Annotated in this window: 24 protein-coding genes; 14 read left to right on the plus strand and 10 right to left on the minus strand. The window is 66.0% G+C overall.

Features of this window, described 5'->3' with window-relative positions; translation table 11 throughout:
• The first annotated feature begins 57 nt into the window (after window positions 1–57).
• On the plus strand, window positions 58–1587 hold the full coding sequence (locus tag AKI39_RS22885; protein WP_066643651.1) for a glucan biosynthesis protein G: 1530 nt from the start codon (window positions 58–60) through the stop codon (window positions 1585–1587).
• A complete protein-coding gene (mdoH, locus tag AKI39_RS22890; protein WP_066641242.1) occupies window positions 1568–4102 on the plus strand; it encodes a glucans biosynthesis glucosyltransferase MdoH in 2535 nt (844 codons plus the stop codon). The genes AKI39_RS22885 and mdoH overlap by 20 nt, the downstream gene beginning before the upstream one ends.
• A gap of 7 nt (window positions 4103–4109) precedes the next feature.
• On the opposite strand, the gene AKI39_RS22895 is transcribed toward mdoH, so the two are convergent.
• The 5 genes from AKI39_RS22895 to apaG form a co-directional block, all read right to left on the minus strand.
• Window positions 4110–5063: a D-2-hydroxyacid dehydrogenase family protein gene (locus AKI39_RS22895; RefSeq protein ID WP_066641243.1), complete on the minus strand. Its 954-nt coding sequence runs from the start codon at window positions 5061–5063 to the stop codon at window positions 4110–4112.
• A 47-nt stretch (window positions 5064–5110) separates the two neighbouring features.
• On the minus strand, window positions 5111–6001 hold the full coding sequence (locus AKI39_RS22900; RefSeq protein WP_066641244.1) for a DsbC family protein: 891 nt from the start codon (window positions 5999–6001) through the stop codon (window positions 5111–5113).
• Between the two features lie 85 nt (window positions 6002–6086).
• The gene (locus tag AKI39_RS22905; protein ID WP_066641245.1) at window positions 6087–7256 is read right to left on the minus strand and encodes a UbiH/UbiF family hydroxylase; all 1170 of its coding nucleotides are present in this window, start codon (window positions 7254–7256) and stop codon (window positions 6087–6089) included.
• Entirely contained in the window at window positions 7253–8566 is a 1314-nt protein-coding gene (gene mltA / locus AKI39_RS22910) for a murein transglycosylase A (protein ID WP_066641247.1), read from the minus strand. The genes AKI39_RS22905 and mltA overlap by 4 nt, the downstream gene beginning before the upstream one ends.
• A gap of 68 nt (window positions 8567–8634) precedes the next feature.
• Window positions 8635–9009, minus strand: a complete 375-nt coding sequence (apaG, locus tag AKI39_RS22915; protein ID WP_066641249.1) for a Co2+/Mg2+ efflux protein ApaG — start codon at window positions 9007–9009, stop codon at window positions 8635–8637.
• Window positions 9010–9147: 138 nt separating this feature from the next.
• Between apaG and rpe the strand changes: the two genes are divergently transcribed.
• The 7 genes from rpe to AKI39_RS22950 all read left to right on the plus strand — a co-directional run bounded on the left by rpe (window position 9148) and on the right by AKI39_RS22950 (window position 15606).
• On the plus strand, window positions 9148–9852 hold the full coding sequence (gene rpe / locus AKI39_RS22920) for a ribulose-phosphate 3-epimerase (RefSeq protein ID WP_066643653.1): 705 nt from the start codon (window positions 9148–9150) through the stop codon (window positions 9850–9852).
• A 14-nt stretch (window positions 9853–9866) separates the two neighbouring features.
• Window positions 9867–10571, plus strand: coding sequence for a phosphoglycolate phosphatase (locus AKI39_RS22925; protein ID WP_066641252.1), 705 nt, complete (start codon window positions 9867–9869; stop codon window positions 10569–10571).
• Window positions 10572–10801: 230 nt separating this feature from the next.
• Window positions 10802–12322 (plus strand): anthranilate synthase component I, encoded by a 1521-nt coding sequence (gene trpE, locus AKI39_RS22930; RefSeq protein WP_066641254.1) that lies wholly within the window; start codon window positions 10802–10804, stop codon window positions 12320–12322.
• Between the two features lie 56 nt (window positions 12323–12378).
• Window positions 12379–12948, plus strand: a complete 570-nt coding sequence (locus AKI39_RS22935; RefSeq protein ID WP_076879740.1) for an anthranilate synthase component II — start codon at window positions 12379–12381, stop codon at window positions 12946–12948.
• Window positions 12949–12977: 29 nt separating this feature from the next.
• Window positions 12978–14003, plus strand: coding sequence for an anthranilate phosphoribosyltransferase (gene trpD / locus AKI39_RS22940; RefSeq protein WP_066641262.1), 1026 nt, complete (start codon window positions 12978–12980; stop codon window positions 14001–14003).
• Between the two features lies 1 nt (window position 14004).
• Window positions 14005–14793, plus strand: coding sequence for an indole-3-glycerol phosphate synthase TrpC (gene trpC, locus AKI39_RS22945; protein WP_066641264.1), 789 nt, complete (start codon window positions 14005–14007; stop codon window positions 14791–14793).
• A gap of 291 nt (window positions 14794–15084) precedes the next feature.
• The gene (locus tag AKI39_RS22950; protein WP_066641266.1) at window positions 15085–15606 is read left to right on the plus strand and encodes an acyl-CoA thioesterase; all 522 of its coding nucleotides are present in this window, start codon (window positions 15085–15087) and stop codon (window positions 15604–15606) included.
• A 100-nt stretch (window positions 15607–15706) separates the two neighbouring features.
• Here AKI39_RS22950 and AKI39_RS22955 read toward each other — a convergent pair whose 3' ends face one another.
• A complete protein-coding gene (locus tag AKI39_RS22955) occupies window positions 15707–17128 on the minus strand; it encodes a response regulator (RefSeq protein ID WP_338012412.1) in 1422 nt (473 codons plus the stop codon).
• Window positions 17129–17155: 27 nt separating this feature from the next.
• The gene (locus AKI39_RS26240; protein ID WP_338012413.1) at window positions 17156–17362 is read right to left on the minus strand and encodes a hypothetical protein; all 207 of its coding nucleotides are present in this window, start codon (window positions 17360–17362) and stop codon (window positions 17156–17158) included.
• Window positions 17363–17612: 250 nt separating this feature from the next.
• Here AKI39_RS26240 and AKI39_RS22960 point away from each other — a divergent pair, with 250 nt between their 5' ends.
• Entirely contained in the window at window positions 17613–19574 is a 1962-nt protein-coding gene (locus AKI39_RS22960) for a glycoside hydrolase family 15 protein (RefSeq protein ID WP_083229007.1), read from the plus strand.
• A 3-nt stretch (window positions 19575–19577) separates the two neighbouring features.
• On the opposite strand, the gene AKI39_RS22965 is transcribed toward AKI39_RS22960, so the two are convergent.
• Both AKI39_RS22965 and AKI39_RS22970 read right to left on the minus strand, forming a co-directional pair.
• Entirely contained in the window at window positions 19578–21143 is a 1566-nt protein-coding gene (locus AKI39_RS22965) for a DHA2 family efflux MFS transporter permease subunit (protein ID WP_066641268.1), read from the minus strand.
• Window positions 21144–21205: 62 nt separating this feature from the next.
• Window positions 21206–21703 carry a MarR family transcriptional regulator gene (locus AKI39_RS22970; RefSeq protein WP_066641272.1) on the minus strand — a complete coding sequence of 166 codons (498 nt, stop codon included), beginning with the start codon at window positions 21701–21703 and terminating at the stop codon, window positions 21206–21208.
• A gap of 225 nt (window positions 21704–21928) precedes the next feature.
• On the opposite strand from AKI39_RS22970, the gene AKI39_RS22975 reads away from it, so the two are divergent.
• Window positions 21929–22672: an aldolase gene (locus AKI39_RS22975; protein ID WP_066641274.1), complete on the plus strand. Its 744-nt coding sequence runs from the start codon at window positions 21929–21931 to the stop codon at window positions 22670–22672.
• A gap of 41 nt (window positions 22673–22713) precedes the next feature.
• On the opposite strand, the gene AKI39_RS22980 is transcribed toward AKI39_RS22975, so the two are convergent.
• Window positions 22714–23454: a MetQ/NlpA family ABC transporter substrate-binding protein gene (locus AKI39_RS22980; RefSeq protein ID WP_066643655.1), complete on the minus strand. Its 741-nt coding sequence runs from the start codon at window positions 23452–23454 to the stop codon at window positions 22714–22716.
• Between the two features lie 322 nt (window positions 23455–23776).
• On the opposite strand from AKI39_RS22980, the gene argB reads away from it, so the two are divergent.
• The 3 genes from argB to slmA all read left to right on the plus strand — a co-directional run bounded on the left by argB (window position 23777) and on the right by slmA (window position 26069).
• On the plus strand, window positions 23777–24676 hold the full coding sequence (gene argB / locus AKI39_RS22985; RefSeq protein ID WP_066643657.1) for an acetylglutamate kinase: 900 nt from the start codon (window positions 23777–23779) through the stop codon (window positions 24674–24676).
• A complete protein-coding gene (locus tag AKI39_RS22990) occupies window positions 24676–25422 on the plus strand; it encodes a pyrimidine 5'-nucleotidase (protein ID WP_066641276.1) in 747 nt (248 codons plus the stop codon). The genes argB and AKI39_RS22990 overlap by 1 nt, the downstream gene beginning before the upstream one ends.
• Window positions 25423–25493: 71 nt before the next feature.
• Window positions 25494–26069, plus strand: coding sequence for a nucleoid occlusion factor SlmA (slmA, locus tag AKI39_RS22995; RefSeq protein ID WP_066641277.1), 576 nt, complete (start codon window positions 25494–25496; stop codon window positions 26067–26069).
• Window positions 26070–26157 lie beyond the last annotated feature (88 nt).

The following is a 26157-nucleotide window of genomic DNA, read 5'->3' on the forward strand; positions in this document are numbered from 1 at the left end:
GTGTTTGCGCATTCTTCCCGCCGGCTGACCGGCGCACTGTCCGCACTTTGCGTGTCTATGGCCGCCTTCGTCGGCCTGGCCGTCAGCCAACCCGCCCAAGCTTTCTCGTTTTTCGACGTCATGAAGCAGGCCCGCGATCTGGCGGACCAGAGCTATAAGGCGCCGGAGCCCAATCTTCCGGATTCCCTGCAGGAATTGAAGTTTGCCGGCTATCAGCAGGTGCGCTTCAAGAACGACCATCTGCATTGGGGCAACGCGGGCACGAAATTTACCCTCAGCTTCTACCACGAGGGCATGCATTTCAATACGCCGGTCCGAATCAATGAGATCGATGCTTCCGGCGTACATGAAATCAAGTTCAACCCGGACGATTTCGATTATGGAAATCTGAAGCTGGATGCCGCGGCGCTGAAGAATCTGGGTTTCGCCGGCTTCCGCGTGTTGTATCCGATCAATAACAAGGATAAGAAGGACGACGAGCTGGCCTCTTTCCTGGGCGCCAGCTATTTCCGCGTGATCGGCAAGGGCCAGGGCTACGGCTTGTCCGCGCGCGGGCTGGCCATCGACACCGCGCTGCCGTCGGGCGAAGAATTCCCCCGTTTCCGTGAATACTGGATCGCACGTCCGGCACCGGAAGACACCACGCTGACGATATACGCCCTGCTGGATTCCCCGCGCGCCACCGGCGCCTACCGCTTCGTGCTGAAACCGGCCGACGATGGTACGGTGGTCGATGTAAAAGCCCGGATTTTCCTGCGCGACCAGGTGGGCCGCCTTGGCATCGCGCCGCTGACCAGCATGTTCCTTTACGGGTCCAACCAGCCATCGCCGGTCGTGAATTACCGGCCGGAAATGCATGATTCGGATGGCTTGGCCATACACGCCGGCAATGACGAATGGCTCTGGCGGCCGCTCGTCAATCCCCGCCGTCTGGGGGTCAGCGCCTTCAGCGCGGAAAACCCCCGTGGCTTCGGACTGCTGCAGCGCGGGCGTGAGTTCAGCCGCTACGAGGACCTGGACGACCGCTACGAAAAACGGCCCAGCCTTTGGATCGAACCGCAGGGCGATTGGGGCAAGGGCAGCGTGCAGCTCGTGGAAATTCCCACAAAAGATGAAACTAACGACAACATCGTCGCCTTCTGGGTACCGGACAAGCAACCGGCCAAGGGCGAGCCGCTGGACGCCGATTACCGCATGACCTGGACCCTGAACGAGAACAAGGTCCACAACACCCCCCTGGCTTGGGTCATGCAGACGCGCCGGTCACGCGAGGAAGTCAAGGGCGCGGACCTGATTCGCCGCGGCGACGGCAGCATTGCCTACATCATCGACTTCGTCGGCCCGTCGCTGAAATCGCTGCCCGCCGATGCCACCATCACCGCGGACACCTGGGCCGACGGCAACGGCCAGATCGTGGAAAACAGCGTGCGGCCGAATCCGGCGACGGGCGGCCGGCGCCTGACGCTGCGCGTGAACGTCAAAGATCCCACCAAGCCGGTGGAAATGCGGGCTTTCCTGACCAATGGACAAGCGCCTTTGTCGGAAACCTGGACTTATCGCATTCCGAATGAACCTGAAGCCAAATAACAGCCTGCCGGGCGCGGACGCGGTGGAAGACTATCTCGACCGCCTGGCGCTGCCCCCCGAAGCCCGCGACGCCGCCGTCGATCGCGCCGCGCAAGCGGCAAGCGAAGGCCGGTCGGCCCTGGACGCCGTGCACCGCTCCCTGGCGGGCGACGATACGCTGGGCGGCGATCCTGTATTGGCCTCGGGCCTGCAGCGGCTGCGGGCCGCAGAGGGCAACGACCCGGATATCGACAGCATTGCGCGGCAGGCGCCGGAATCCGGTGTCTGCCTGGCGTCGGCCCCGCCCTTGAACCGCACGCCCATGTCGCCGGAACCGTGGGTACCCAACCCCATCGTGCGCTTCTGGCGCCGCCTGCGCGGGGAAAGTCCCCACCTCTCGGACGACTACATGGCCACCGCGCCGCGCATGGACCCGCGCTGGCGCCAGGCAGGCAGCCGGCGCCGCATGTGCCTGTTGATCCTGGTGGTCCTGCAGACCGTGGTCGCGACGTACTACATGAAGGGCGTGCTGCCGTACCAGGGCAAACAGGTGCTGGAAGTCGGAATCCTGTTTCTTTTCGCGCTGTTGTTCGGTTGGGTATCGGCCGGATTCTGGACCGCGATGATGGGCTTCCTGCAACTGCTGATCGGCCGTGACCGCTACAGTATTTCGGCGCGCGGCATGGAGGACGCCCCCATCGACCGTTCGGCGCGGACGGCGATCGTCATGCCGATCTGCAACGAAGACGTATCGCGGGTATTCGCCGGCCTGCGCGCCACCTACGAATCGCTGGCGCAGACCGACGCCCTGGACCATTTCGACATTTTCGTCCTGAGCGACAGCTACAAGGCCGATATCTGCGTGGCCGAACAGCGCGCCTGGGTGGATCTGTGCAAGGCGGTCAAAGGCTTCGGCCGGATCTTCTACCGGCGCCGGCGCCGGCGCGTGAAGCGCAAGAGCGGCAATATCGATGACTTCTGCCGCCGCTGGGGCGGCAATTACCGCTACATGATCGTGCTGGACGCCGACAGCGTCATGACGGGCGAATGCCTGAAGCGCCTGGTGCAGCTGATGGAAGCGAGCCCCGACGCGGGCATCATCCAGAGCGCGCCGCAAGCCAGCGGCATGGACAGCCTGTATGCGCGCATCCAGCAATTCGCCACCCGTGTGTACGGGCCGCTGTTCACCGCGGGCATGCACTATTGGCAGCTGGGCGAATCGCACTACTGGGGCCACAACGCCATCATCCGTCTCGCGCCGTTCATGCGGCACTGCGTACTGGCGCCGCTGCCGGGCAAGGGCGCCTTCGCGGGAGCCATCCTGTCGCACGACTTCGTCGAGGCGGCATTGATGCGGCGCGCGGGCTGGGGGGTCTGGATCGCCTACGACGTGCCAGGCAGCTACGAAGAACTGCCACCCAATCTGCTGGAGGAATTGCAGCGCGACCAGCGGTGGTGCCACGGCAACCTGATGAACTTCCGGTTGTTCTTCATCCAGGGCTTTCACCCGGTGCACCGCGCGGTGTTCCTGACGGGCGTGATGTCCTACCTGTCGGCGCCGCTGTGGTTCCTGTTCCTGCTGCTGTCGACGGCGCTGCTGGCGGTACACACGCTGACCGAACCGCAATACTTCGTGGAGCCCCGCCAGCTGTTTCCGATATGGCCGCAGTGGCACCCGGACAAGGCCATCGCGCTGTTTTCCACGACCTTCGTGCTGCTGTTCCTGCCCAAGGTCCTGGGCGTGCTGCTGGTATGGGCGCGCGGTTCGCGCTTGTTCGGTGGCCGCCAGAAGGCCTTGTCCAGCATGTTGATGGAAGTGCTGTTTTCCATGCTGCTGGCGCCGGTACGCATGCTGTTTCACACGCGCTTCGTGGTGGCGGCATTCCTCGGCCTGTCGGCCAAGTGGATTTCGCCGGCGCGGGACAACGACCAGACCACCTGGGGCGACGCGTTCAAGCGGCATGGCTCGCAGACGCTGCTGGGCATATGCTGGGCAGCGCTCGTGGCGTGGCTGAATCCTGTCTTCCTGTTGTGGATGGCCCCCATCCTGGCCGCCCTGCTGCTGATCATTCCGCTTTCGGTCTATTCCAGCCGGGTGGACCTGGGCCGGCGCGCCTATCTGTCGCGCCTGTTCCGCATCCCGGAAGAAACCCAGCCGCCCACGGAGTTGCAGGCGACGCGGCGCTATACGGCCCAGAACCGCACCGGCGCGCACATTCCGCACTTCGAGGACGCCGTGGTGGACCCGGGGGTCAATGCCCTGGCCTGCGCCATGGCGACCGGGCGCCACAAGCCCAATGCGCTGAACGAAGCGCACCGCCGCGAGCAGGTGGACCGGGTGATGGAATACGGCGTGGATGCCTTGTCCGAACCGCAGAAGATCAAGCTGCTGGACGACCCAGTGGCGCTCAGCCGCGTCCATGGGGCGATCTGGCGCAGCCGCGAGGAACATGCCGTGCAGCTGCGCGAGCGCACGGCGCCGCGTGAAGAGCCGCCCGAAACGCTGGTTTCGGCGGAAACGGCGGCCGTGCTGTGATGCGGCCTTACAGCGTCCGTATCGGCGAACAGGCGGCCCAGGCCTTGATGGCCTCCAGGACGTTCTGGTAGAACGCCTTGAAGTTGTCGGCGCTGACGTAGCCCAGGTGCGGCGTCAGCACCACGTTCTTCAGGTGGCGCACCGGATCGTCCGCCGGTAGCGGCTCCTCCGGATAGACGTCCAGGCCCGCTCCGCCGATCCGCTGCTTGCGCAGTGCATCCATGAGCGCGGCCTGGTCCACCAGGCCGGCGCGAGAGGTATTCACCAGGAAAGCCGTGGGTTTCATGGCCGCGATGCTGGCCGCATCGACCACTTCCCGCGTGGACGCCGACAAGATCAGGTGAACGCTGATGACGTCGGAGGTCGCGAACAGTTCCTGCTTGTCGACGTAGCGCGCGCCGCCCTGTTCCGCCCGTTCCGCGGTCAGGTTGGGACTCCATGCCACCACGTCCATGTCGAAGGCACGCCCCACCCGGGCCAGCACGCTGCCCAGCTTGCCCAGGCCGACCACGCCCAGCCGCTTGCCTTTCAGCGGAACCGGCATGCCGGTCTGCCACAGGCCCTTGCGCATGTTGGCGTCTTCCGTGCACACGTTCTTGAACAGCGCCAGGATCAGCGCCCAGCTCAGCTCAGCGGTGGCGTTCAGGCCGTTGTCCGAGCCGGGGGCGCCGCAGACCACGATGCCGCGCGCCTTGCAGGCCGCCATATCGACCGAATTATTGCGCAGGCCGGTGGTGACCAGCAGCCGCAGATTGGGCAAGGCATTGATCAGTTCAGCGGGGAACGGCGTGCGTTCGCGCATGATCACGATGACGTCGAAAGGCTGCAGGGCGGACACGCGCTGGGGGCCTTCGGGCAGATACTCGCGAAACACCTGCACGCTGGCCTGCGGCCCTAGCGAGGCCCAGTCAGCGTAGTCCTTGGACACGCCATGGTAGTCGTCAAGAATGGCAATCTTCAATGCCTTCTCCTGGTGAGGATGATGGGATGTGGAGGCAGCGTGCCCGCTCAGCCGCCCTTCTGCGAGGTTTTATTCAAGTACGCCAGCAGTTCGTCGCGCGGCAGCGCGCCGCTGACCCGGCTGCCGTCGCGGAAGAACAGCGTCGGTGTGCCGCGCACCATCAGCCGCTGCCCTAGCGCCAGCACCTGGTCGGTAGGCGCATTGCAGTTGCCGGTGGCCGGCATCTTGCCGCGCACCATCCAATCGTCCCAGGCCTGCCCGGGATGTGGCGCGCACCAGATGTCGCGCGCCTTGACCCGCGAATCGGGCGCCAGGATGGGGTAGATGAAGGTATAGATCGTCAGATTGGGAATGTCTTCCAGCGTCTGGCGCAATTGCTTGCAGTAGCCGCAGTTGGGATCCTCGAACACGGCGACGACGCGCGAGCCGTCCCCCGTCACCCGCTTGACGGCCAGGTCCAGCGGGAGCTGGTCGAAGGACACCGCGCCGATCTGTTCCTGCCGTTCCCGCGTCACGTCCTGGCGGGTCGCCGCGTCGATCAGCGGGCCCTCCATGACCCAGCCCACGTTCACGTCGGTGTAGATCAGGTCCATGCCAACCTGCACTTCGTACAGGCCGTAGGGGGTACGGCGCACGGCGGTCACCGCCAGGTCGGGAAAGCGCTGGTGAAACAGCGCGGCCACCTGGTCGAGGTCGGCGGTACCGGCCTGGGCCGGGGCGGCGCTGATCACCTTTTCTCCCGCATTGGGCCCGCTGGTGCTGGTCACCTTGGCGGAAGGACCGGCGCCCGAGGTGCTGGTCACGGTTTCGCCGGGCGCCGGCTGGCCGGCCGACTGGGTCGAAATGACCTTGTCGGCGGCACGGGCGGGCATCGCCGCCGCGGCAGCCGCTACCGCGGCCGCAACACCGAAGGCCGAAAGCCAGGCGCGGGTGATCATGGACAACTCCTTGAAGCTTGGTGGCGGGTCCGCCAGGGAGCGGCTGCCGGATATCCGGGCTTGGACTGCGACGAGGACAGCAGGTTCACCCGCCGGAAGCTTGCTCGATCAGCAGCCTTTTGAAAAGAGGTACGGCGTCGACCCAGCGCATGCCGGCGTTGCGCGCCCAGGCCGCCGGCGCGGCACGGCTGGCGAACAGCCGCTGCAGCCCATCGGTGGCCAGGCGCATGGCCAGCACGGGTTCGGCGCGGGCGCGCTGGTAGCGCCGCAGGACGCGGGGATCGCCCGCGCTGCGGTACGGCTCGCGCTGGGCGACGATTGTAGCGAGGGTTTCGGCGTCCCCCAGCCCCAGGTTCAAGCCCTGCCCCGCCAGGGGATGCACGCGGTGCGCCGCGTCGCCGGCCAGCGCCACGCCGGCACCGGCCATCTGGGCATGTTCCAGGAAAAGGGGAAAACCGTGCAGGGCGATATTCATGCGCAGGTCGCCCAGCCGCCCCTGCGTCACGGCGGCCAGATGCGCGCGCAGGGCATCCGCCTGCGCTTCAGCCGGCAGCGCCTGCAGGGCCCGGGCGCGGGCGGCGGGGGCCGACCACACCATGGAGACCTGCGGCCCACGCCCCGTATCCGGCAAAGGCAGCAGCGCCAGCACGCCTTCGTCGTGAAACCATTGCATCGCCGTCCCGTGATGGGGCAGGGACGCATCCAGATGGGTGACCAGGCCCACCGCGTCGTAGGGCGAGGAATGCTGCACCAGCCCGGCGGCCGAACGCAGCGGCGACCCTGCACCATCCGCCCCGACCGCCAGGTCGGTCCGCAGCTGGGCGCCGTTTTCGGTCAGCGCGACGCCACGCTCATAGCCGACGCAGCGGTCGGCGATCCAGGGGATGCCGGACAGCCGAACCGCCTGCGCCAGGACGCGCTCGATTTCGGTGGCCTCGACAATCCAGGCCAGGTGGGGCTTGGCCGCCTGCCAGGCGTTCAGCGTGACCGTGCCGTCCGCGTCGCCATGCACTTCCATGGCGTCGACCGGCGTGATGCGCGCGGCCGGCAGGGCGTCCCAGATGCCCAGGGCGGCCAGGAAGCGGTGGCTGGCCGGAGACAGCGCGTAGACGCGCGGATGGTAGTGTTCCGCCGGGGCGGCGGGCACGGCCGCCCCGGGCGCCAGCACCGTGACGGGCTGCTTTTTCCGGGCCAGGGCCAGCGCGGTCGCCAGGCCGACGATGCCGGCGCCGCAAACGAGTATTCCGTGGCTCATCTCGCGCTCGGCTCCCCAGCCTGTTTCGGCCACAAGATCCACATCTGGCCGCGCTGCTTCATGCGGCCGGCCATCTGGCCGGCGGCGTCACCGTAGCCCCAATAGAAATCCGCGCGCGCCGCGCCACGGATAGCCGTCCCGGTGTCCTGTGCGAAAACCAGCCGGTCCAGCGGACGGTCCGTCCCGGGCCACGTCGTCCCCAGAAAAACCGGCGTGCCCAGCGGCACGAAGGAGGTGTCGACGGCAATGGACCTTCGCGCGGCCAGGCTCAACCCGTAGGCCCCGCGCGGTCCGGCTTCCGGATCGGTTACCGGCTCTTCCTTGAAGAACACGACCGCCGGGTTGGCGTTCAGCATGTCGCGCACCCGCTGCGGATTGCGTTGCGCCCAGGCGCGGATGTTCTGCATGGACGCCTGGTCCGCCGATAGCTCGCCCTTGTCCACCAGCCAACGGCCGATCGAGACATAGGGCTGCCCATTGTGGTCCGCATAGGCCACGCGTATGGTCGCGCCCGCATCGGGCCCGTCGGTCAGCTGCACGCGACCGGAGCCCTGCACCTGCAAGAAGAAGTTGTCGACCGGATCGTCCACGTAGACCAGCACGGGCGGGCGCCGCGCGGGATTGCTCTCCAGGTCCGCGCGGCTGTCATAAGGGATCACGCGCTTGCCGTCCAGCTTGCCGCGCACGCGCTTGCCGGCCAGTTCCGGATAGATGGCCCCCAGGTCTATGGTCAGCAGGTCCTTGGGCGGCACATACAGCGGCCATTGATTCAGGCCGCCCTGCACGCGCGAACCGCGGACCAACGGCTCGTAATATCCGGTGACCATATTCGATGCGGGCTTGCCGTCCGGCGCGAGCAGGCGCCAGGGCTGCAGATAGGTCTGCAAAAACCGGCGCACGCTTTCGGCATCGGCGGCAACGGGGCGCCGGGCGGGATCGACGGCCGCGGCGCACACAGGCTGCCAGGCGCGCGGCGTGGCGCGGGCAGGCAGCGTCAGATTGCCGGACGTCGGGCGCATCAGCCCCTTGCAATTGCGCAGGAAGACCTGCCAGAACTGCGCCAGGTCGTCATCGCGCCAGGCCGGGATCTCGCTGTAGTTGACCCGTTGGAAGCGGCCCGCCAGCGGGCGGGTCGGCGTATCCGGCAAGCTGGACAGCGGGGGCACCACCAGCGAGCCTTCCGCCGCGGGGACCGGAACCGCGGCGCCGCCCGGCCCGCCGGCGGCCTGCTCCGGCGGAATCGCGTTTTCGACGGTGGAACAACCGGCCAGGGCAAGGCCCAGCAGCACGAGCGGGGCCAGTCGGGACAATGAGCGCTTCATCGGGAAAATAGGGACAGGTGTAGCAAGCGCCGGCGTCGCGGGATGCCGGCGTGGGTTCAATGCAGGGTGCGGGGCATGGCGAGCAGGAATTCCTCGATCGCGACGTCGAAGGGAATGCCGTTTTCGCCGACACAGTGATAGCTGCCGCGCATGGTCCCCACGGGCGTGGGCAGCGGGCAACCGCTGGTGTATTCGAAGGTTTCACCGGGCGCGAGCAGCGGCTGCTGGCCGACCACCCCCAGGCCGCGGACTTCGCGCACGCGCTGGTTACCGTCCGTGATGATCCAATGCCGGCTGATCACCTGCGCGGGATGTTCCCCGGTATTGGTGATACGGACCGTATAGGCGAACACATATTCCTGTTCAGCGGGATTGGACTGATCGGGCACGTAGCGCGGCTCGATGGCCACGGTAAGGTCATAGGGTTTCACTGCTTTCCGGCCTTTGAAGTCTGAATCGACGGCAGCTTGCTGCCGGTAACGTTGCCGCATGCTGATGCTGCATCGGCGGCTGGCGCGGGTCCCGGCAAACTACAATATTGGCACATTATCCCTTGAATGCCGCCGACCATGCCTTTCCTCTCCCCGGCCACGCGCATCGCGCCCAGCATCCTTTCCGCCGACTTCGCCCGCCTGGGCGAGGAAGTCCGCAATGTCGTCGCCGCGGGCGCCGACTGGATCCACTTCGACGTCATGGACAATCACTATGTCCCGAACCTGACGATCGGTCCCATGGTGTGCGCCGCCATCCGGCCGCACGTCGAGGTCCCCATCGACGTGCACCTGATGGTGGAACCGGTGGACGAACTGGTTCCGCAATTCGCCAAGGCAGGCGCCAACATTATTTCCTTCCATCCGGAAGCAACGCGGCACGTCGATCGGACGCTCGCCTTGATCCGCGACCATGGCTGCAAGGCGGGACTGGTGTTCAATCCGGCCACCTCGCTCAGCTACATGGACTACGTGATGGACAAGCTCGACGTGGTGCTGGTCATGTCGGTCAACCCGGGCTTCGGCGGCCAGAGCTTCCTGCCCTCGGCCCTGGACAAGCTGCGCGATGCGCGCGCGCGCATCGACCGCTGGACGCGCGAAGGCGGCCAGCACATCGCCCTGGAAGTCGATGGCGGAGTCAAGGTGGACAACATCGCTGAAATCCGTGCCGCGGGCGCGGACACATTCGTGGCGGGCTCCGCCATCTTCGGCCATTCCGATTACGCCACGATCATCGGCGCCATGCGCGAACGGATCGCCTCGGCCGACACACTGCCGGCCTGAAGGGGAATAGTTTCATGAAGTTTTTCCAAGCCGCGCTGCTGGACCTGGACGGCACGCTACTGGACTCCGTGCCGGACCTGGCCACGGCCGCCAATGCCATGCGCATGGAGCTCGGCATGCCGCCGCTGCGCGAAGCCGTCATCGCAACCTTCGTCGGCAAGGGCGTGGACCGGCTGGTGCAGCGAACGCTGGCCGGCGCGCAAGAGCACGGCGACCTCGACCCCGCGCTGTACGCCCAGGGGCGCGCCTCTTTCTACCGCCACTACCACCTGGTGAACGGCGACAAGGCCGTGATCTTCGACGGCGTGCTGGACGGGCTCAAGGCGATGCGGGACCAGGGCCTGAAGATGGCGGTCGTCACCAACAAGCCCACCGAGTTCACGATACCGCTGCTGCAGCGCACGGGCCTGGCGGGCTTCTTCGCGGCCGTGGTGTGCGGCGACACCTGCGCCCGCAAGAAACCCGACCCCCAGCCGATGCTGCATGCCTGCTCGCTGCTTGGCGTGCCGCCGGAGCGCGCCGTGACGATCGGCGATTCCATCAATGACGCCCAGGCCGGGCGCGACGCCGGCACCCGCGTGCTGGTGGTGCCCTACGGGTACAACGAAGGCGTGGATGTGCGCACGCTGGATGTCGATGGTATAGTTGCGACTCTGGTCGAAGCCGCGCAATGGATAGGCCGGGACAACAGTCTGCTTTCCCCCAGCGCGGCTCACTGAAATACCTACCCGAAACGCAAAAATGATCGCCCCTGTCCTGACGCAACTGCCTGGCGCCTCGTGGCGCTGGTGGCGTTTGGCTTCCGGGTGGCGATAAGGCAACTCCCGGCGTCCGACGCGTATGCGATCAGGCGCCGCTCCAGCAAAATCCCCAAGCCCGGAACCAGACCACTGGCCGGGCTTTTTGCTTTTTGCCCGGCTCGACATCAAAAGACCGACACGAGACCGATATGACCGAACTGGAATTCAAAGCACTCGCCAACCAAGGCTACAACCGCATCCCGCTGGTCGCCGACACCTATGCCGACCTGGACACGCCGCTGGCCATCTACCTGAAACTGGCGCATTCCGGTCCGGAGAACGGGCGCATGACCTGCCTGCTGGAGTCGGTGGTGGGCGGCGAGCGCTTCGGCCGCTATTCCTTCATCGGCCTGCCGGCGCGCACCGTCATCCAGTCGCGTGGCACCGTCACCGAAGTCGTGCATGACGGCAAGGTGGTGGAAACGCATCACGGCGATCCGCTCGCTTTCATCGAGCAGTACCAGGGGCGCTTCAAGGTCGCCCTGCGGCCCGGCATGCCGCGCTTCGCCGGCGGCCTGGCGGGCTATTTCGGCTACGACACGGTGCGCCACATCGAGCCTCGGCTGGGGCCGGCCGTCAAGCCCTTCCCCGCCGGCATGGAAGAAGGCACGCCGGACATCATGCTGCTGCACGTCGACGAGCTGGTCATCGTGGACAACCTGGCGGGACGCATCTACTTGATGGTCTATGCGGATCCGGCCCAGCCCGAGGCCTACGCGCGGGCCCAGCAGCGGCTGCGCGAGCTGCGGCAGAAGCTGCGCAAGCCCGTCGACATCCCGTATAGCCACGCCAGCATGCAGACGGCCGAACAGCGCGACTTCAAGAAGGAAGACTATCTGGCCGCCGTCCTGCGCGCCAAGGAATACATCGCGGCCGGCGACCTGATGCAGGTGCAGGTGGGACAGGTGATCACCAAGCCTTTCCGCGATTCGCCGCTGTCTCTGTACCGGTCGCTGCGCTCGCTCAATCCGTCGCCGTACATGTACTTCTGGAATTTCGGCGACTTCCACGTCGTCGGTTCGTCGCCGGAAATCCTCGTCCGCCAGGAACGCGTCACGGAGGACGGCCAGTCCAAGTCCCGCGTCACCATCCGGCCGCTGGCCGGGACGCGCAAGCGCGGCGGCACGCCGCAGGAAGACGCCGCGCTCGCGGCCGAACTGCGGGCCGATCCCAAGGAAATCGCCGAGCATGTCATGCTGATCGACCTGGCGCGCAACGACGTGGGACGTGTCGCGGAAACCGGCTCGGTGAAGGTCACGGACACCATGGCGATCGAGCGGTATTCCCATGTCATGCATCTGGTGTCCAACGTCGCCGGCGACCTCGATCCCGCCATGACCAGCATGGACGTGCTGCGTGCCGCCTTCCCGGCCGGCACGCTGACCGGGGCGCCCAAGGTGCGGGCCATGGAGATCATCGACGAACTGGAGCCGGTGCGACGCGGCATCTACGGCGGCGCCGCGGGGTACCTGAGCTATGGCGGTGAAATGGACGTGGCCATCGCCATCCGTACCGGCGTGATCAAGGACGGCACGCTGTACGTCCAGGCCGCCGCCGGCATCGTCGCCGACTCCAACCCGGAAGCGGAATGGGCGGAAACGGAAGCCAAGGCGCGCGCGGTGCTGCGCGCCGCCGAACAAGTCCAGAACGGCCTGGACCAGCCCATCTGACCGCATCGCGGCCGGCATCCGGACTTTCCCACGAACAGAAACCAAGGGTTGTATCCATGAGCCTCTTGATGATCGACAACTACGATTCCTTCACCTACAACCTGGTGCAGTACTTCGGCGAACTGGGCGAAGACGTGCGCGTCGCGCGCAACGACCAGATCACGCTGGAGGAGATCGCCGCCATGAAGCCGGACCGCATCTGCGTGTCGCCCGGCCCGTGCTCGCCGGCCGAAGCCGGCATCTCGGTGGCGCTGATACAGGAATTCGGCGGCAAGGTGCCCATCTTGGGCGTGTGCCTGGGCCACCAGGCCATCGGCACGGCTTTCGGCGGCGACATCGTGCGCGCGCCGCGCATCATGCATGGCAAGACCGTGCGTATTTCGCATACCGGCACCGACATCTTCGCCGGCCTGCCCTCGCCGTACACGGTAATCCGCTACAACTCGCTGACCATCGACCCCGCCACGCTGCCCGACTGCCTGGAAGCGACCGCCACGGCGGAGGATGGCGACATCATGGGCGTGCGTCACAAAACGCTGCCTATATACGGAGTACAGTTCCACCCCGAATCCGTGCTCAGCGAGCACGGCCATGCCCTGATGCGCAATTTCCTGGATATACGATAGAAAACCATTCCGAAGAGGGGGAAACGACCATGACCATAACGGCGACCGAGGCGCTGACCCGCTGCATCGAACACCGCGAGATCTTCCATGATGAAATGCTGCACTTGATGCGCATGCTGATGAGCGGCGAAATGTCGCCGCAGATCGCGACGGCATTGCTGATGGGCTTGCGCGTGAAGAAGGAAACCATAGGCGAAATCACCGCGGCCGCGCAGGTGATGCGCGAGTTCGCCACGCCGGTCGTAACTCCCTACCCCGAGCAGCTGCTGGACATGTGCGGCACCGGCGGGGACGGCAGCCGGACTTTCAATATCTCCACCGCGGCGATGTTCGTCGCCGCCGCGGCCGGCGCCAGGATCGCCAAGCATGGCGGACGCAGCGCGTCGTCGTCCTCGGGCAGCGCGGACGTGCTCGAAGCCCTGGGCGCCAACCTGCAGCTCGACCCGCAACAGGTGGCCGAATGCATCGACACCGTGGGCATCGGCTTCATGTTCGCCCCCGCGCATCACGGCGCGATGAAGAACGTCGCCGCCGTACGCAAGGAAATGGGCGTGCGCACCATCTTCAATATCCTGGGACCGCTGACCAATCCCGCCGGCGCGCAGAACCAGTTGATGGGCGTTTTCCATCCCGACCTGGTCGGCATCCAGGTCAGGGTGCTGGAACGGCTGGGCTCGCGCCACGTGCTGGTGGTGCATGGCCGCGACGGCATGGACGAGGCGTCCCTGGGGGCGGCGACCATGATCGGCGAACTGAAGGACGGCAAGGTCCTGGAGTATGAAATCCACCCGGAGGACTACGGGCTATCCATGATGTCCAACCGGGGAATCAAGGTGTCCAATCGTGAGGAATCACGCGACCTCATCCTGGAAGCGCTGAACGACAAACCGGGTCCCGCGCGCGATATCGTCGCGCTGAACGCCGGACTTGCCATCTATGCGGGTAATGTCGCTCCAACGATTGAAGCCGGCCTGAAACTCGCGGCTGATACGATTGCATCTGGTGCCGCTCGCGGCAAGCTGGAAGAATTTTGCGCTTACACCCGGAAGTTTTGAAATGAACGACATTCTTGCGAAAATCCTCGCAGTCAAGGCCGAGGAAGTCGCCACCGCCCGCCAGATGCGCAGCGAAGCAGAACTGCTGCGCGAAGCGCAAGCTCGCCAGGACGTGCGCGGCTTCGCCCAGGCCATCGAAGACAAAATCGCCGCCGGCAAGCCCGGCATCATCGCGGAGATCAAAAAAGCGTCGCCGTCGCGCGGCGTGCTGCGCGAAAACTTCAGCCCGGCCGAAATCGCGGCATCGTATGCGGTACACGGCGCGGCCTGCCTTTCCGTGCTGACCGACGTGCAGTTCTTCCAGGGCTCGCACGACCACCTGCGCCAGGCGCGCGCGGCCTGCCCCCTGCCCGTGCTGCGCAAGGATTTCATCATCGATCCTTACCAGGTGGTGTTCTCTCGCGCCCTGGGCGCGGACTGCGTGCTGCTGATCGCGGCGGCGCTGGCCCCCGCGCAGCTGAAGGATCTGGAAGCCTGCGCCATGGACCTGGGCATGGACGTGCTGGTGGAAGTCCACGACGCCGCGGAACTGGAAGTGGCCACGCAGCTGCGCACGCCCCTGATCGGCATCAACAACCGCAACCTGCGCACATTCGAGACGACGCTGCAGAATACCCTGGACCTGCTGCCGCAGGTGCCCAGCGGGCGCCGCATCGTCACCGAAAGCGGCATCTTGCGCCCGGAGGACGTCCGCATGATGCGCGAGCACAAGGTCGACGCCTTCCTGGTGGGCGAGGCCTTCATGCGCGCGGCCGATCCCGGTGCGGAGCTGGCCAGACTCATCGCTTGAAAGACAGGCGCGGTTCGCCAGGGAGAAGGCGCCGCAGGGCAGGCCAGGGAACAGGCCCCACGCGGCCTGCAGGCGCCGGTCGCCCGCAACCGGCATGCTCTCCGGCCAGGGCCGCTCCCACGCAAAAAAAGCGACCGGTTAGGCGTATTTCTCGGCGCTTTCCCGTGCGGCCCGCGTTGCTAAGATCGCGGCGTGGCGCCGCTCGCGCGCGGCCTTGCCACCTGCACATCCCGTCCCCGCCGGCCGCCCTGCCGCGCACCGACTCCAGACACCCAGACAGGACACTCCTCCATGGATGAAGCTTTCAGCCACCAGTTGTCGATGACCATCCTGATGACGCCGGATATGGCCAATTTTTCCGGCAACGTCCATGGCGGACACATCCTCAAGTACCTGGACCAGGTTGCCTATGCCTGCGCCAGCCGCTATGCCGGCCAGTACGTGGTGACGCTTTCGGTGGACCAGGTGGTGTTCCGCGAACCGATCCATGTCGGTGAGCTGGTGACCTTCCTGGCATCGGTGAACTACACCGGCAGGACCTCCATGGAGATCGGCATCAAGGTCATCACCGAGGACATCCGGCAGAAGCTGGTTCGCCATACCAACAGCTGCTACTTCACCATGGTGGCGGTGGACGAGCTGGGCAACCCGACGCCCGTCCCGCCGCTGGAGCCGCGCAACGAAGAAGAACGCCAGCGCTGCGAAGCCGCGGACCAGCGCCGCACCCTGCGCCAGGAAATGCAGCGCCGCCACGTCGCCATCAAGCGAAATGTGGCGGACGCCAGCCCCCTCGGCGGCCAGCACGCCGGGTAAGAGCGTAGCGTGGGGGCGCGTTCCCCCGCCGGGCCGCCCCAAGGGAGAACAGCCCCCTCGGGGGGCAGCAAGCCGGGTACCGGCGCAGCGTGGGGGCCCACTACCGCTGCAGGGCCTCGGTCACCATGGTGGCGAGCTGGTCCAGGTTGAAGGGTTTTTGCAGCACGCGTTCGTGCTCCAGCACGCTTCCGCCGGCCTGCGCGTCGGCATAGCCGGTCGCCAGGATGATAGGCAGGTCGGGCACCAGCCTGCGGGCGCGCTCGATGACTTCGGCGCCGTTCAGCTTGGGCATGATGAAGTCCACCATCAGCAGATCCGGCGGCTGTTCCTGCAGCAGTGCCAGGCCTTCCTCGCCATCGGCGGCCTGCCGGACCTCATAGCCCAGTATCTCCAGGCATTCGACGATCAGGTGGCGCACCGACGCGTCGTCGTCGATCACCAGCACATTCGCGGCCCCGGCCTTGCCCGCCCCATCGAGACCCGCCACCAGCATGCCGTCCACCGTGGCGGGATCGGCCGGCGCCAGCCAGATCTCCACAACCGTGCCGTGGCCCTCTTCGCTGGCGATGCGCGCGATGCCGCCCGACTGGCGCGCGATCCCATAAACCTGGCTGAGGCCCAGCCCCGTTCCCTTGCCCACCGGCTTGGTCGTGAAGAAGGGATCGAAGACCTTGCTCAGCGTTTGCGTCGGAATCCCCGTGCCGGTGTCCTTCACGGCAATCACCACGTAGCGGCCGGCCGGAAGGTCGCCTTCCTCCGCCTGGCGCAATGCCGTCGACAGGGTGACTTCGCCGCCCGCGGGCATGGCGTCGCGCGCATTCAGGCAAAGGTTGAGCACGGCCAGTTCGAGCTGATTCGCGTCGGCCGTGGCCATCGGCAAGTCGGGTGCGAAATCGGTCAGGACGCGCACCGTGGGCCCCAGCGAGAGCCCCAGCAATTCGCGCATGGCCGACAGCAGCGCATTGATGTCGGTGGGGCGCAAATCCAGGTTCTGGCTGCGCGAGAACGCCAGCAGTTGGGCGGTGAGCTTCGCGCCGCGTTCCACCGCGTGCCTGGCATTGACCGCCAGCCGCCGCGCACGCTCGTCAGCCGAGGTGCGCTGGATCAGCTCCACGCTGCCCATGATGACATTCAGCAGATTATTGAAGTCATGGGCAAGCCCGCCCGTCAACTGGCCGATCGCCTCCATCTTCTGCGATTGCACCAAGGCGCTTTGGGTGCGCTCGCGCTCGCGTATTTCCTTCATCAGCCTGTCGTTGGCACGCGCCAGCGCGTGGGTGCGTTCCCCGATACGCGTTTCCAGCGTCTCGTTGAACATGCGCAAGGTCTCTTCCGTTTCGGCCTGGCGCTGCAGCACCGCCCGGGCATCGTACTGGCGGCCTCGGGCGCGCAGCGCGGTGACGACGGCGCGGCGCATGACGTCCTCGCGCAGCGGACGCTGCAGCAAGATCACGTTGCCCAAGGGCGTATAGGGGTCGTGCGACCCCAGGGCCTCGGCGTACGGGCCGGCGCGCTCGATCACCAGGAAGGGAAAATCCGACCAGGATTCCTACCGCCCTACCCAGTCCGCCAGGCCGTCGAGGGCGTGGGAACCCAGCGCCTCGCCAGGCAGGATGGCGCAACCCGCGCCGCGGGCCAGCGCCGATAACAGCGCTTGCGCATCGTCGCAGTCCATCGTGGGCTGGCCTGTCGCGGCCAGCACGTCGCGTATGACCTGAAAGTCCTCACCATGCGCCGCGAGTACCAATACTTGCATGGCAGTTTCCACGGGCCCTCCCATTTCTGCGGGTAAGCCATTACAGCAGCTTGGGCGGGGGCGCGGCTGTTACGCCGTGTTGCAGCGGGTGCGGGATATTTTCTTGCGCTACACACAAGAGCATATCGCCGCGTGCATGATAGGCTAGTCCGGTCCATGACGGGCTCCCTACGGCGCGGGCCATGCCGGATGCCTCCAGCGCGGCGCATATCGATCGGCAGCCCGACAACAACAAGGAGGTTCGGCCTTCATGTCGAAACCGCTCGAAGACTACGGAATCATCGGCAACATGCTCTCGTCCGCGCTGGTGTCGCGCGACGGATCGATCGATTGGCTGTGCCTGCCCCACTTCAATTCCGCCGCCTGCTTCGCGGCGATGCTGGGCAACGAAGAGCACGGGTACTGGCAGCTGCGGCCGCGCGGCGCCTTCACGTCCCGGCGCCGCTATATCCCGGGGACAGCGGTGCTGGAGACCCGCTTCGAGACCGGCACCGGCACGGCGACGCTGTTCGATTTCATGCCCTTGAGCGACGACGAAGAACGCGTGGACGTGGTGCGTATCGTGCGCGGCGACCACGGCCACGTCGATATCGATATGGACCTGGTGCTGCGGTTCAACTACGGACAGGCCGTACCCTGGGTGCGCCGCCGCGACTACGGCATCAGCGCCATCGCCGGACCGGATGCCGTCGAACTGCACACCCAGGCGCCGCTGGAAGGCCGGGACCTGCGTACCGTATCGCGTTTTACCGTCCAGGCCGGCGAGCACGTGCCTTTCACCCTCTCCTATCACCCTTCGCACAAGGTGCCCCATTTCGTGCCCGACCGCATGGAAAGCCTGGATCGCACCGTTGCGTGGTGGAAGGAATGGTCCAAGCGCTGCCGCACCGACCACCGCTTCCCGGAATGGCATGAGGCGATCGTGCGTTCCTTGATCACGCTCAAGCTGCTTACCTACCGCCCCACCGGCGGCATCGTGGCGGCCCCCACCACGTCGCTGCCGGAAAACCTGGGCGGCACGCGCAACTGGGACTACCGCTATTGCTGGCTGCGCGATTCGGCGCTGACCCTGTACGCGCTGCTGAACGCCGGCTATCGCGAGGAGGCGGAAGCGTGGCGCATGTGGCTGATGCGCGCGTCGGCGGGTCATCCGAACCAGCTGCAGATCATGTACGGCATCGCCGGCGAACGCAGCCTGCCGGAAATGGAAATACCGTGGTTGCCAGGGTACGAGAACAGCGCACCGGTACGCATCGGCAACGCCGCCTCGGCGCAGATCCAGATGGACATCTACGGCGAGCTGATCGATACCCTGCACGCGGCACGCGAAGCCGAACTGGCGCCGCTGGAACAGGCATGGCGGCTGCAGCGCATCCTGCTCACCCCGCTGGAGCACGGCTGGAACACGGAAGACCACGGCATCTGGGAAGTCCGCGGCGCGCGGCGCGCCTTCACGCATTCGCGCCTGATGTGCTGGGTGGGGTTCGACCGCGCCATCAAATCGGCGGAACGTTTCAATTTGCAGGGGCCGGTGCAGCGCTGGCGGCATATCCGCGACGCCATACGCACCGACATCCTGCAACACGGCTTCGACGCGGGCATGAACAGCTTCGTGCAGTACTACGGCGGCAAGGTGCTGGACGCCAGCCTTCTGCTGATTCCCCAAGTCGGCTTCCTGCCCGTGGACGATCCGCGCGTGACGGGCACGATACAGGCGATCGAAAAAGGCCTGATACGCGATGGGCTGGTGATGCGCTACGTGCCCGAAGAGTCGGACGACGGCCTGGCCCAGAACGAAGGGGTGTTCCTGGCGTGCAGCTTCTGGCTGGCGGACGCCTATGTCCTGCAGGGCCGCGTGGATGAGGCGGTCGCGCTGTTCGAGCGGCTGCTTGCGCTGCGCAACGACCTGGGACTGCTGGCAGAGGAATACGACCCGCTGCGCCAGCGCATGGTGGGAAACTTCCCGCAGGCGTTTTCGCACATCGGGCTGGTCAATACGGCATACAACCTGCTCCAGCACCAAGGCCCGGCGCGGCAGCGTTCGCGCAGCGCGGCGCCGCACAACGGCTCGGGAACCCACAACGGCCCGGCATCGCGGGATGGCGCGACGGCACATGAAGGCGGCGGGACGCCACCGGCCCCAGCCGTGCAGGAGCGGGACGCTGCCCCCGCCGTTACCGCGGCCGCGACGACGGAAAACCCGGCCGAGTAGCGGCTATTCCGCCGCGACGTGCTGCAGCTCGGCCTGTTCCGCGGACCGCTCCGCGGCAGATGCCACGCGCCGCGTCCGCATGAACACAAGACAGGGTATGGCCGCCAGTGTCAGCCACATCATGAATCGGAAATCGTCCAGGTAGGCGATGAAGGCCGCCTGGTTGCTCACGACTTCGTTCAATCCGGCCAGGCCGGTGGGCGTATGCACATTGAACATCCGCGATAGCGCGTCCGGGTGCATCATCAAGGCGGCGGCCGATACGTAGGCCCCCAGGGACGCATGCAGGGTGGCGCTGTTGCGCACCAGCAGGGTCTGCATCGCCGAAATCCCGATGCTGCTGCCGATATTGCGCGACAGGCTGTAGATGGCGGTGCCGTCCGACCGCAGCGACCGATCCAGCGTCGAGAACGTCATCGTGGTCAGCGGCACCGACGTGAAGCCCAGGCCCAGTCCCTGGATGAAGCCTGGCACGATGACATCCCACTCCGTGATCTGCGGCGTATAGCCGGACATCTGCCATAGCGACAGCGTGGTCAGCCCGAAGCCGAAGGCGATGATCAGGCGGCCGTCCAGCCTGCCGACCAGGCGGCCAGCCACCAGCATCGACACCATGGTGCCGAAGCCGCTGGGCGCGGTAACGATGCCGGTGGTCACCACCGGGTAGCCCAGTATCGTTTGCAGCAGCGGCGGCAGCAGGGCCCGTGTCGCGTACAGAAGCAGCCCCAGCAGAAAGTAGAACGCCAAGCCCATCGCGAAGTTGCGGTCGCGCAGCAGCGCGACCTTGAAGAAAGAGTGTTCGCCGCTGGTGGCCGTGTGCAGGATGAAAAAGGTGAAGGAGATGAACGCGCACACGGCATAGATGCGGATCTCGATCGAGTCGAACCAGTCGGCCTGTTCGCCGCGATCCAGCATCAGCTGCAGCAGACCGATGGCCACCGCCAGCGTGGCGAAACCGAATACGTCGAAGCGTCCATCGCGCCGCGTGCCGTCGTCATGGATGTAGCGCGCCACGCCATAGAACGAGAGCATGCCCACCGGCAGATTGATCAGGAACACCCACCGCCAGTTCATGTTGTCCGTCAGCCAGCCGCCCAGCGTCGGCCCCAGGATCGGTCCCAGCATCACCCCCATGCCCCAGACCGCCATGGCCTTGGCGTGGTCCTTGGGCTCGTTGATGTCCAGCATCACCGCCTGCGACAGCGGCACCAGCGCGGCGCCGAAGGCCCCCTGCAGCAGGCGGGCCAGCACGATCTGCACCAGGTTGCCAGCCGCGCCGCACGCGAGCGACATGACGGTGAAGCCCGCAATGGAAACCAGGAATACGGACTTCAGCCCGTAGCGCCCGGTGAGCCAGCCCGTGACGGGCGTGGCGATGGCGGCCGCGACGATATAGGAGGTCAATACCCAGGTGATCTGGTCCTGGGATGCCGACAGCCCGCCAGCCATGTGCGGCAGCGCGACGTTGGCGATGGTGCTGTCCAGCGTCTGCATGATGGTCGCCAGCATGATGGAGACCGTAATCATGGACTTGTGCGGGACAGCGCCAGGATGGCCGGCGGGAGACATGAATTTAATAACCTACGTTACTATTTGCTCAAAAAAAGAGACGTCCGACGCGCCGCGAGAGGTCAATCAACGTGCGGCAGCAGTTTGCGCAGCAAGCGCTCCAGTTCGTCGATCTCCGCGGGTTCGAAATTGGAAAACAGGGACTTCAGCTGTGCGCGCCGCCTGGGCAGGTACAGCCGCACGAAGGCCAGTGCCCTGGGAGTCAGTTGCAGGAATATCTGCCGGCGGTCGCTTTCCCCGGCCTGGCGGGTCACATAGCCCTGCCGTTCCAGTTCGCGCGCCACGCGCGTACTGTTGGTCCGCGACGAATTCATGAAGACGCTGAGCTCCGACGGCTTCAGGCGGTGCTGTTCGCTGGCGTAAATGACGACCAGCGAGGTCCACAGCGTGGAGTTCAGGCCATGCTCGCGCAGCGGTGCGTCCATATGCTCCCCCAGGCGCGCCGCGACGTGCATGAAAAGCCGGCTGAGCACGGACTCGCGCAACTGATGGCGCGACGCCAGGCGCAGGGCCAGCTCGTCCATGGCCTGCTCGAACGGCTCGAAAGAAGATGGGGACATCGGGGGGTGGATGTGCGCGGACGCGGTCGCGGTACGGCGGAGATCGCGGTGGCAGTCGCGCTACCGGTGATCGCACGCAATTGATAACGTACGTTATTATATCGCCGCGCCCACTGACAAGGAACTGAAGACGTCCCCAACCCCGGACGGAATCCCCTGTGCGCTGCGGCCCGATTCGGTTTAAATCGGCCTTCCGGCCCGTGCCGCCCCAACCCTCCCGCCGCCATGTCCGCCCAACTCGACACGCAGTCCCACACATCCGAGACCCTGGCCCTGCGGGCCGACCTGGCGCTGGCCCTGCGCGCGGCCGCGCACCACGGACTGGAGGAAGGGGTCTGCAATCATTTCAGCGTTGCGTTGCCGGACGGCAGCGATCGCTTCCTGATCAATCCGCGCGGCCTGCACTGGAGCGAAATCGACACCGACGATATCGTCCTGGTGGACGCCCGGGGCGCCAAGCTGGCCGGACGACATGACGTCGAGGCCACCGCCATGTTCATCCATGCGGCCATCCACCGCCTTGCGCGCAAGGCCTGCGTCCTGCATACGCATATGCCCTACGCCACGTCGCTGACGCTGACCGCGCGGCGCGGCCTGGACACGCGCCTGTCGCAGAACGCCATGCGTTTCCACGGCCGCGTCGCCGTGGATGCCCGCTACGACGGCCTGGCACTGGATAACGCGGAAGGCGAGCGCATCGCGCGGGCCATGAAGGGGGCCGACGTGCTTTTCCTGGGCAACCATGGGGTGGTCGTCTGCGGCGAACGGATCGACTACGCCTACGACGACCTGTATTTCCTGGAACGCGCTTGCCAAGCCGAGGTCCTGGCGCTGTCCACCGGGCTGCCGCTGGAACCCGTGCCCGAAACCATGGCACGCCATGTCGCCATGCAGATCCAGGGCGAGCGGCTGCAGTCCACGCTGTTCTTCGAATCCCTGCGCCGCCGGCTGCCCGCCTCGGGCCGCTGAAAAGCGGCGATCGCGTACGGGCGTGATCGCCCGTACGACCCTCAGAATGCCGGAACGACGGCGCCCTTGTACCGCTCCAGGATGAACTGCTTGAGCTCGGGCGTATGCAGGGCCTTGACCAGCTTTTGCACCGCCGGCCTGTCCCGGTCGTCGGGCCGCGCCACCAGCACGTTGGCATACGGCGAATCGGGCCCCTCCATGACAAGCGCATCCTTGGTCGGCACCAGGCCGGCTTCCAGGGCGTAGTTCGTGTTGATCAGCGCCAGGGCCACATCGTCCAGCGAGCGCGGCAGCATGGCGGCCTCCAGTTCCTGGAACTTCAGCTTCCTGGGGTTCTCGATCACGTCCTGCGGCGTCGCCCGGATGTCCGTGGGGTTCTTCAGCTTGATCAGCCCCGCATTCTGCAGCAACAGCAGCGCGCGTCCGCCATTGGTGGGGTCGTTGGGGATGGCCACCGTCGCGCCGTTCTTCAGTTCGGACAGCTTCTTGATCTTTCGCGAGTAGGCGCCGAAAGGTTCGACGTGGACCTTGGCGATCGCCACCAGGTTGGCCTTGCGGTCCTGATTGAAGGTATCCAGGTAGGGCTGGTGCTGGAAGAAATTCAGGTCCACCTGCTTGTCCACCAGCTGTACGTTCGGCTGCACGTAGTCGCTGAACACCTTGACGTCCAGGTCCACGCCTTCCTTGGCCAATGCCGGCTTCACGAAGTCCAGGATCTCCGCGTGCGGGACCTGCGTGGCGGCGACCACCAGTTTGTCGGCCGCCGCGGCGGCCGAGGTCATCAAGGCCGCGCACAGGCCCGATATGAACAGGGCCGTCCAAGCCGCCAGGACGCGGGCGCCGGGCGCGCGGATTGCGGCCCGTCCGGCCGCACGATGCGCGGCAGCGGGCCGCGGCGTTGCTTGATTCATTTTTTCTCCTCGTCGGGGGTTCCCGCCTAGACCGTTTAATACGAAAGGGATCAAATCTACATGAAGCCGGCTTTTTTGTACTCCATCTGTTTATTACGCGCTGGCATAAGCCCCAACGGGTAATACAATGCCGGTCAACGGCGCCCTGTGCGGCGCCGCGTCCTTTTTCATCATCATCGCGTTTCCAGCCGCCATGACCGATACCTCCGATACCGCCGTCCTGTCCCCCGCGCTGAAGGCTAGCGTGCTGTCCGAGGCCCTGCCCTATCTGCGGCGCTTCCACGGCAAGACCATCGTCGTGAAATACGGCGGCAATGCCATGACGGAAGAGCGCCTGCAGCAAAGCTTCGCGCACGACGTCGTGCTGCTCAAGCTGGTGGGCCTGAATCCCGTGGTCGTGCACGGCGGCGGCCCGCAGATCGACGATGCCCTGCGCCGCGTCGGCAAGAGCGGCACCTTCGTGCAAGGCATGCGCGTAACCGATGCCGAGACGATGGAAGTCGTCGAATGGGTGCTGGGCGGTCAGGTGCAGCAGGACATCGTCATGATGATCAACGAGGCCGGCGGCAAGGCCGTGGGCCTGACGGGCAAGGACGGCGGCCTGATTCGCGCGCGCAAGAGGCTGATGGAAAACAAGGAAAATCCGAGCCAGCCGCTGGACATCGGCTTCGTCGGCGATATCACCCAGGTCGACCCGGCCGTGGTCAAGGCACTGCAGGACGATCAGTTCATCCCGGTGATTTCACCCATCGGCTACGGCCAGGACGGCAAGGCGTACAACATCAATGCCGATGTGGTGGCCGGCAAAATGGCTGAAGTCCTGGGCGCGGAAAAGCTGCTGATGATGACCAACACGCCGGGCGTGCTGGACAAGAACGGCCAGCTGCTGCGCAGCCTGTCGGCGCGCGCGATCGACGAATTGTTCGCCGACGGCACGATATCGGGCGGCATGCTGCCGAAGATTTCCTCCTCGCTGGACGCGGCGCGCAGCGGCGTGAATTCCGTGCACATCATCGATGGACGCGTGCCGCATTGCCTGCTGCTGGAACTGCTGACGGATCAGGGTGTGGGCACCATGATCACGTCCCGCTGATGCAGGTACACCGGTACCTGCTGCGGCCGGCGGCGCGCCTGCGCCGCTCGCGCCGCGCCGCCACGGCCGTGCCCGCGCGCCTGTGGCTGTTCGACCTGGACAATACGCTGCACAACACCTCGCATGCCATCTTTCCGCGCATCGACGCGGGCATGACGCGGGCGGTGGCGCAAACGCTGGGGGTCGACATGGACACGGCCAATACCCTGCGGACCACGTACTGGAAGCGCTATGGCGCAACGGTCATCGGCATGGTGCGAAACCATGGCGTGAACGCCGAGGCCTTCCTGCGCATGAGCCATGATTTCGATGTCCGCCCGCTGATCCGGGCGGAAACCGGCCTGCCCGCCAAGCTGCGGCGCCTGCCCGGACGCAAGGTGCTGCTGACCAATGCGCCGCTGCACTACGCACGCGCGGTGCTGCGCCACCTGGGGCTGCTGGGACAGTTCGACAGCCTGTGGGCCATCGAACATATGAACTGGCACGGCAACTTCCGGCCCAAGCCCTCGGCCACGCTGCTGCGGCGCGTGCTGGCGCGTGAAGGCGTGGCCGCCGCGCATACCGTCCTGGTCGAGGACACGCTGGAGAACCTGCGCGGCGCGCGGCGCGCGGGCCTGCGCACGGTGCACATCCACCACCCGGGCACGCCCTTCAGCAAGGGCAGACGCAACCGGCCGGGCTATGTGGACTTGCGGGTACACTCGGTCAGCGAGCTGCTCCTGCAACGCCGGCCCCTGCGGCGCTAGCAAGACCTTTTCAGTTTTACCCTCCTTCCTGAACTTTCCTCTACCGGCCGCCTCGCGGACGGCCCCCACCCATGGCAAGCAGACCCGGCGAAAAGAAAACGCAGATCCTGCAGACCCTGGCGGAAATGCTGGAGCAGCCCCACGCGGCACGAATCACGACAGCGGCCCTGGCGGCACGCATGCAGGTTTCGGAAGCCGCCCTGTACCGGCACTTCGCCAGCAAGGCGCAGATGTTCGAAGGCCTGATCGAATTCATCGAGCAGACCATATTCACGCTGGTCAACCAGATCGGCACCGCGGAACCGCAGGGCATCGGCCAGGCGCGGCGCATGGTGAACATGCTGCTGACGTTCTCCGAACGCAACAAGGGCATGACCCGTGTACTGACGGGTGACGCGCTCGTCACGGAAGACAACCGCCTGCAGGAACGCATCAACCATATCAATGACCGCATCGAGGCCTCGTTCCGCCAGTCCCTGCGCACGGCCGTCCATGACGGCGCCCTGCCGGCGAACGCCGACGTCAGCGCGCACGCCAGCCTGCTGACGCATTTCGTGCTGGGAAGGTGGCTGCGCTATGCCCAGAGCGGCTGGCGCGTGGCGCCGACGGCGCATCTGGACGAACAGCTGAGGCTGGCGCTAGGCTGATGCCGATCTCCGCGGGCCGGACTCACACACTCTCTAGCAAGAAACAGGTGCTCCCCCATCGGGGACGCCGCGGATCCGGCTTTGCCGG

Source organism: Bordetella sp. H567, assembly GCF_001704295.1.
In the GTDB taxonomy this organism is placed as follows: domain Bacteria; phylum Pseudomonadota; class Gammaproteobacteria; order Burkholderiales; family Burkholderiaceae_B; genus Bordetella_C.

Excerpts from the sequence above, each read along its gene's own strand:
- trpC (WP_066641264.1), top strand. The coding sequence starts at position 14,005 with ATGAACGACATTCTTGCGAAAATCCTCGCAGTCAAGGCCGAGGAAGTC.
- mdoH (WP_066641242.1), top strand. The coding sequence starts at position 1,568 with ATGAACCTGAAGCCAAATAACAGCCTGCCGGGCGCGGACGCGGTGGAA.
- trpD (WP_066641262.1), top strand. The coding sequence starts at position 12,978 with ATGACCATAACGGCGACCGAGGCGCTGACCCGCTGCATCGAACACCGC.
- slmA (WP_066641277.1), top strand. The coding sequence starts at position 25,494 with ATGGCAAGCAGACCCGGCGAAAAGAAAACGCAGATCCTGCAGACCCTG.
- AKI39_RS22950 (WP_066641266.1), top strand. The coding sequence starts at position 15,085 with ATGGATGAAGCTTTCAGCCACCAGTTGTCGATGACCATCCTGATGACG.
- rpe (WP_066643653.1), top strand. The coding sequence starts at position 9,148 with ATGCCTTTCCTCTCCCCGGCCACGCGCATCGCGCCCAGCATCCTTTCC.
- AKI39_RS22935 (WP_076879740.1), top strand. The coding sequence starts at position 12,379 with ATGAGCCTCTTGATGATCGACAACTACGATTCCTTCACCTACAACCTG.
- AKI39_RS22980 (WP_066643655.1), bottom strand. The coding sequence starts at position 23,454 with ATGACCTCGGCCGCCGCGGCGGCCGACAAACTGGTGGTCGCCGCCACG.
- AKI39_RS22990 (WP_066641276.1), top strand. The coding sequence starts at position 24,676 with ATGCAGGTACACCGGTACCTGCTGCGGCCGGCGGCGCGCCTGCGCCGC.
- AKI39_RS22925 (WP_066641252.1), top strand. The coding sequence starts at position 9,867 with ATGAAGTTTTTCCAAGCCGCGCTGCTGGACCTGGACGGCACGCTACTG.
- AKI39_RS22885 (WP_066643651.1), top strand. The coding sequence starts at position 58 with ATGGCCGCCTTCGTCGGCCTGGCCGTCAGCCAACCCGCCCAAGCTTTC.
- AKI39_RS22975 (WP_066641274.1), top strand. The coding sequence starts at position 21,929 with ATGTCCGCCCAACTCGACACGCAGTCCCACACATCCGAGACCCTGGCC.
- AKI39_RS26240 (WP_338012413.1), bottom strand. The coding sequence starts at position 17,362 with ATGCAAGTATTGGTACTCGCGGCGCATGGTGAGGACTTTCAGGTCATA.
- AKI39_RS22960 (WP_083229007.1), top strand. The coding sequence starts at position 17,613 with ATGTCGAAACCGCTCGAAGACTACGGAATCATCGGCAACATGCTCTCG.
- AKI39_RS22970 (WP_066641272.1), bottom strand. The coding sequence starts at position 21,703 with ATGTCCCCATCTTCTTTCGAGCCGTTCGAGCAGGCCATGGACGAGCTG.
- AKI39_RS22905 (WP_066641245.1), bottom strand. The coding sequence starts at position 7,256 with ATGAGCCACGGAATACTCGTTTGCGGCGCCGGCATCGTCGGCCTGGCG.
- AKI39_RS22965 (WP_066641268.1), bottom strand. The coding sequence starts at position 21,143 with ATGTCTCCCGCCGGCCATCCTGGCGCTGTCCCGCACAAGTCCATGATT.
- trpE (WP_066641254.1), top strand. The coding sequence starts at position 10,802 with ATGACCGAACTGGAATTCAAAGCACTCGCCAACCAAGGCTACAACCGC.
- AKI39_RS22900 (WP_066641244.1), bottom strand. The coding sequence starts at position 6,001 with ATGATCACCCGCGCCTGGCTTTCGGCCTTCGGTGTTGCGGCCGCGGTA.
- argB (WP_066643657.1), top strand. The coding sequence starts at position 23,777 with ATGACCGATACCTCCGATACCGCCGTCCTGTCCCCCGCGCTGAAGGCT.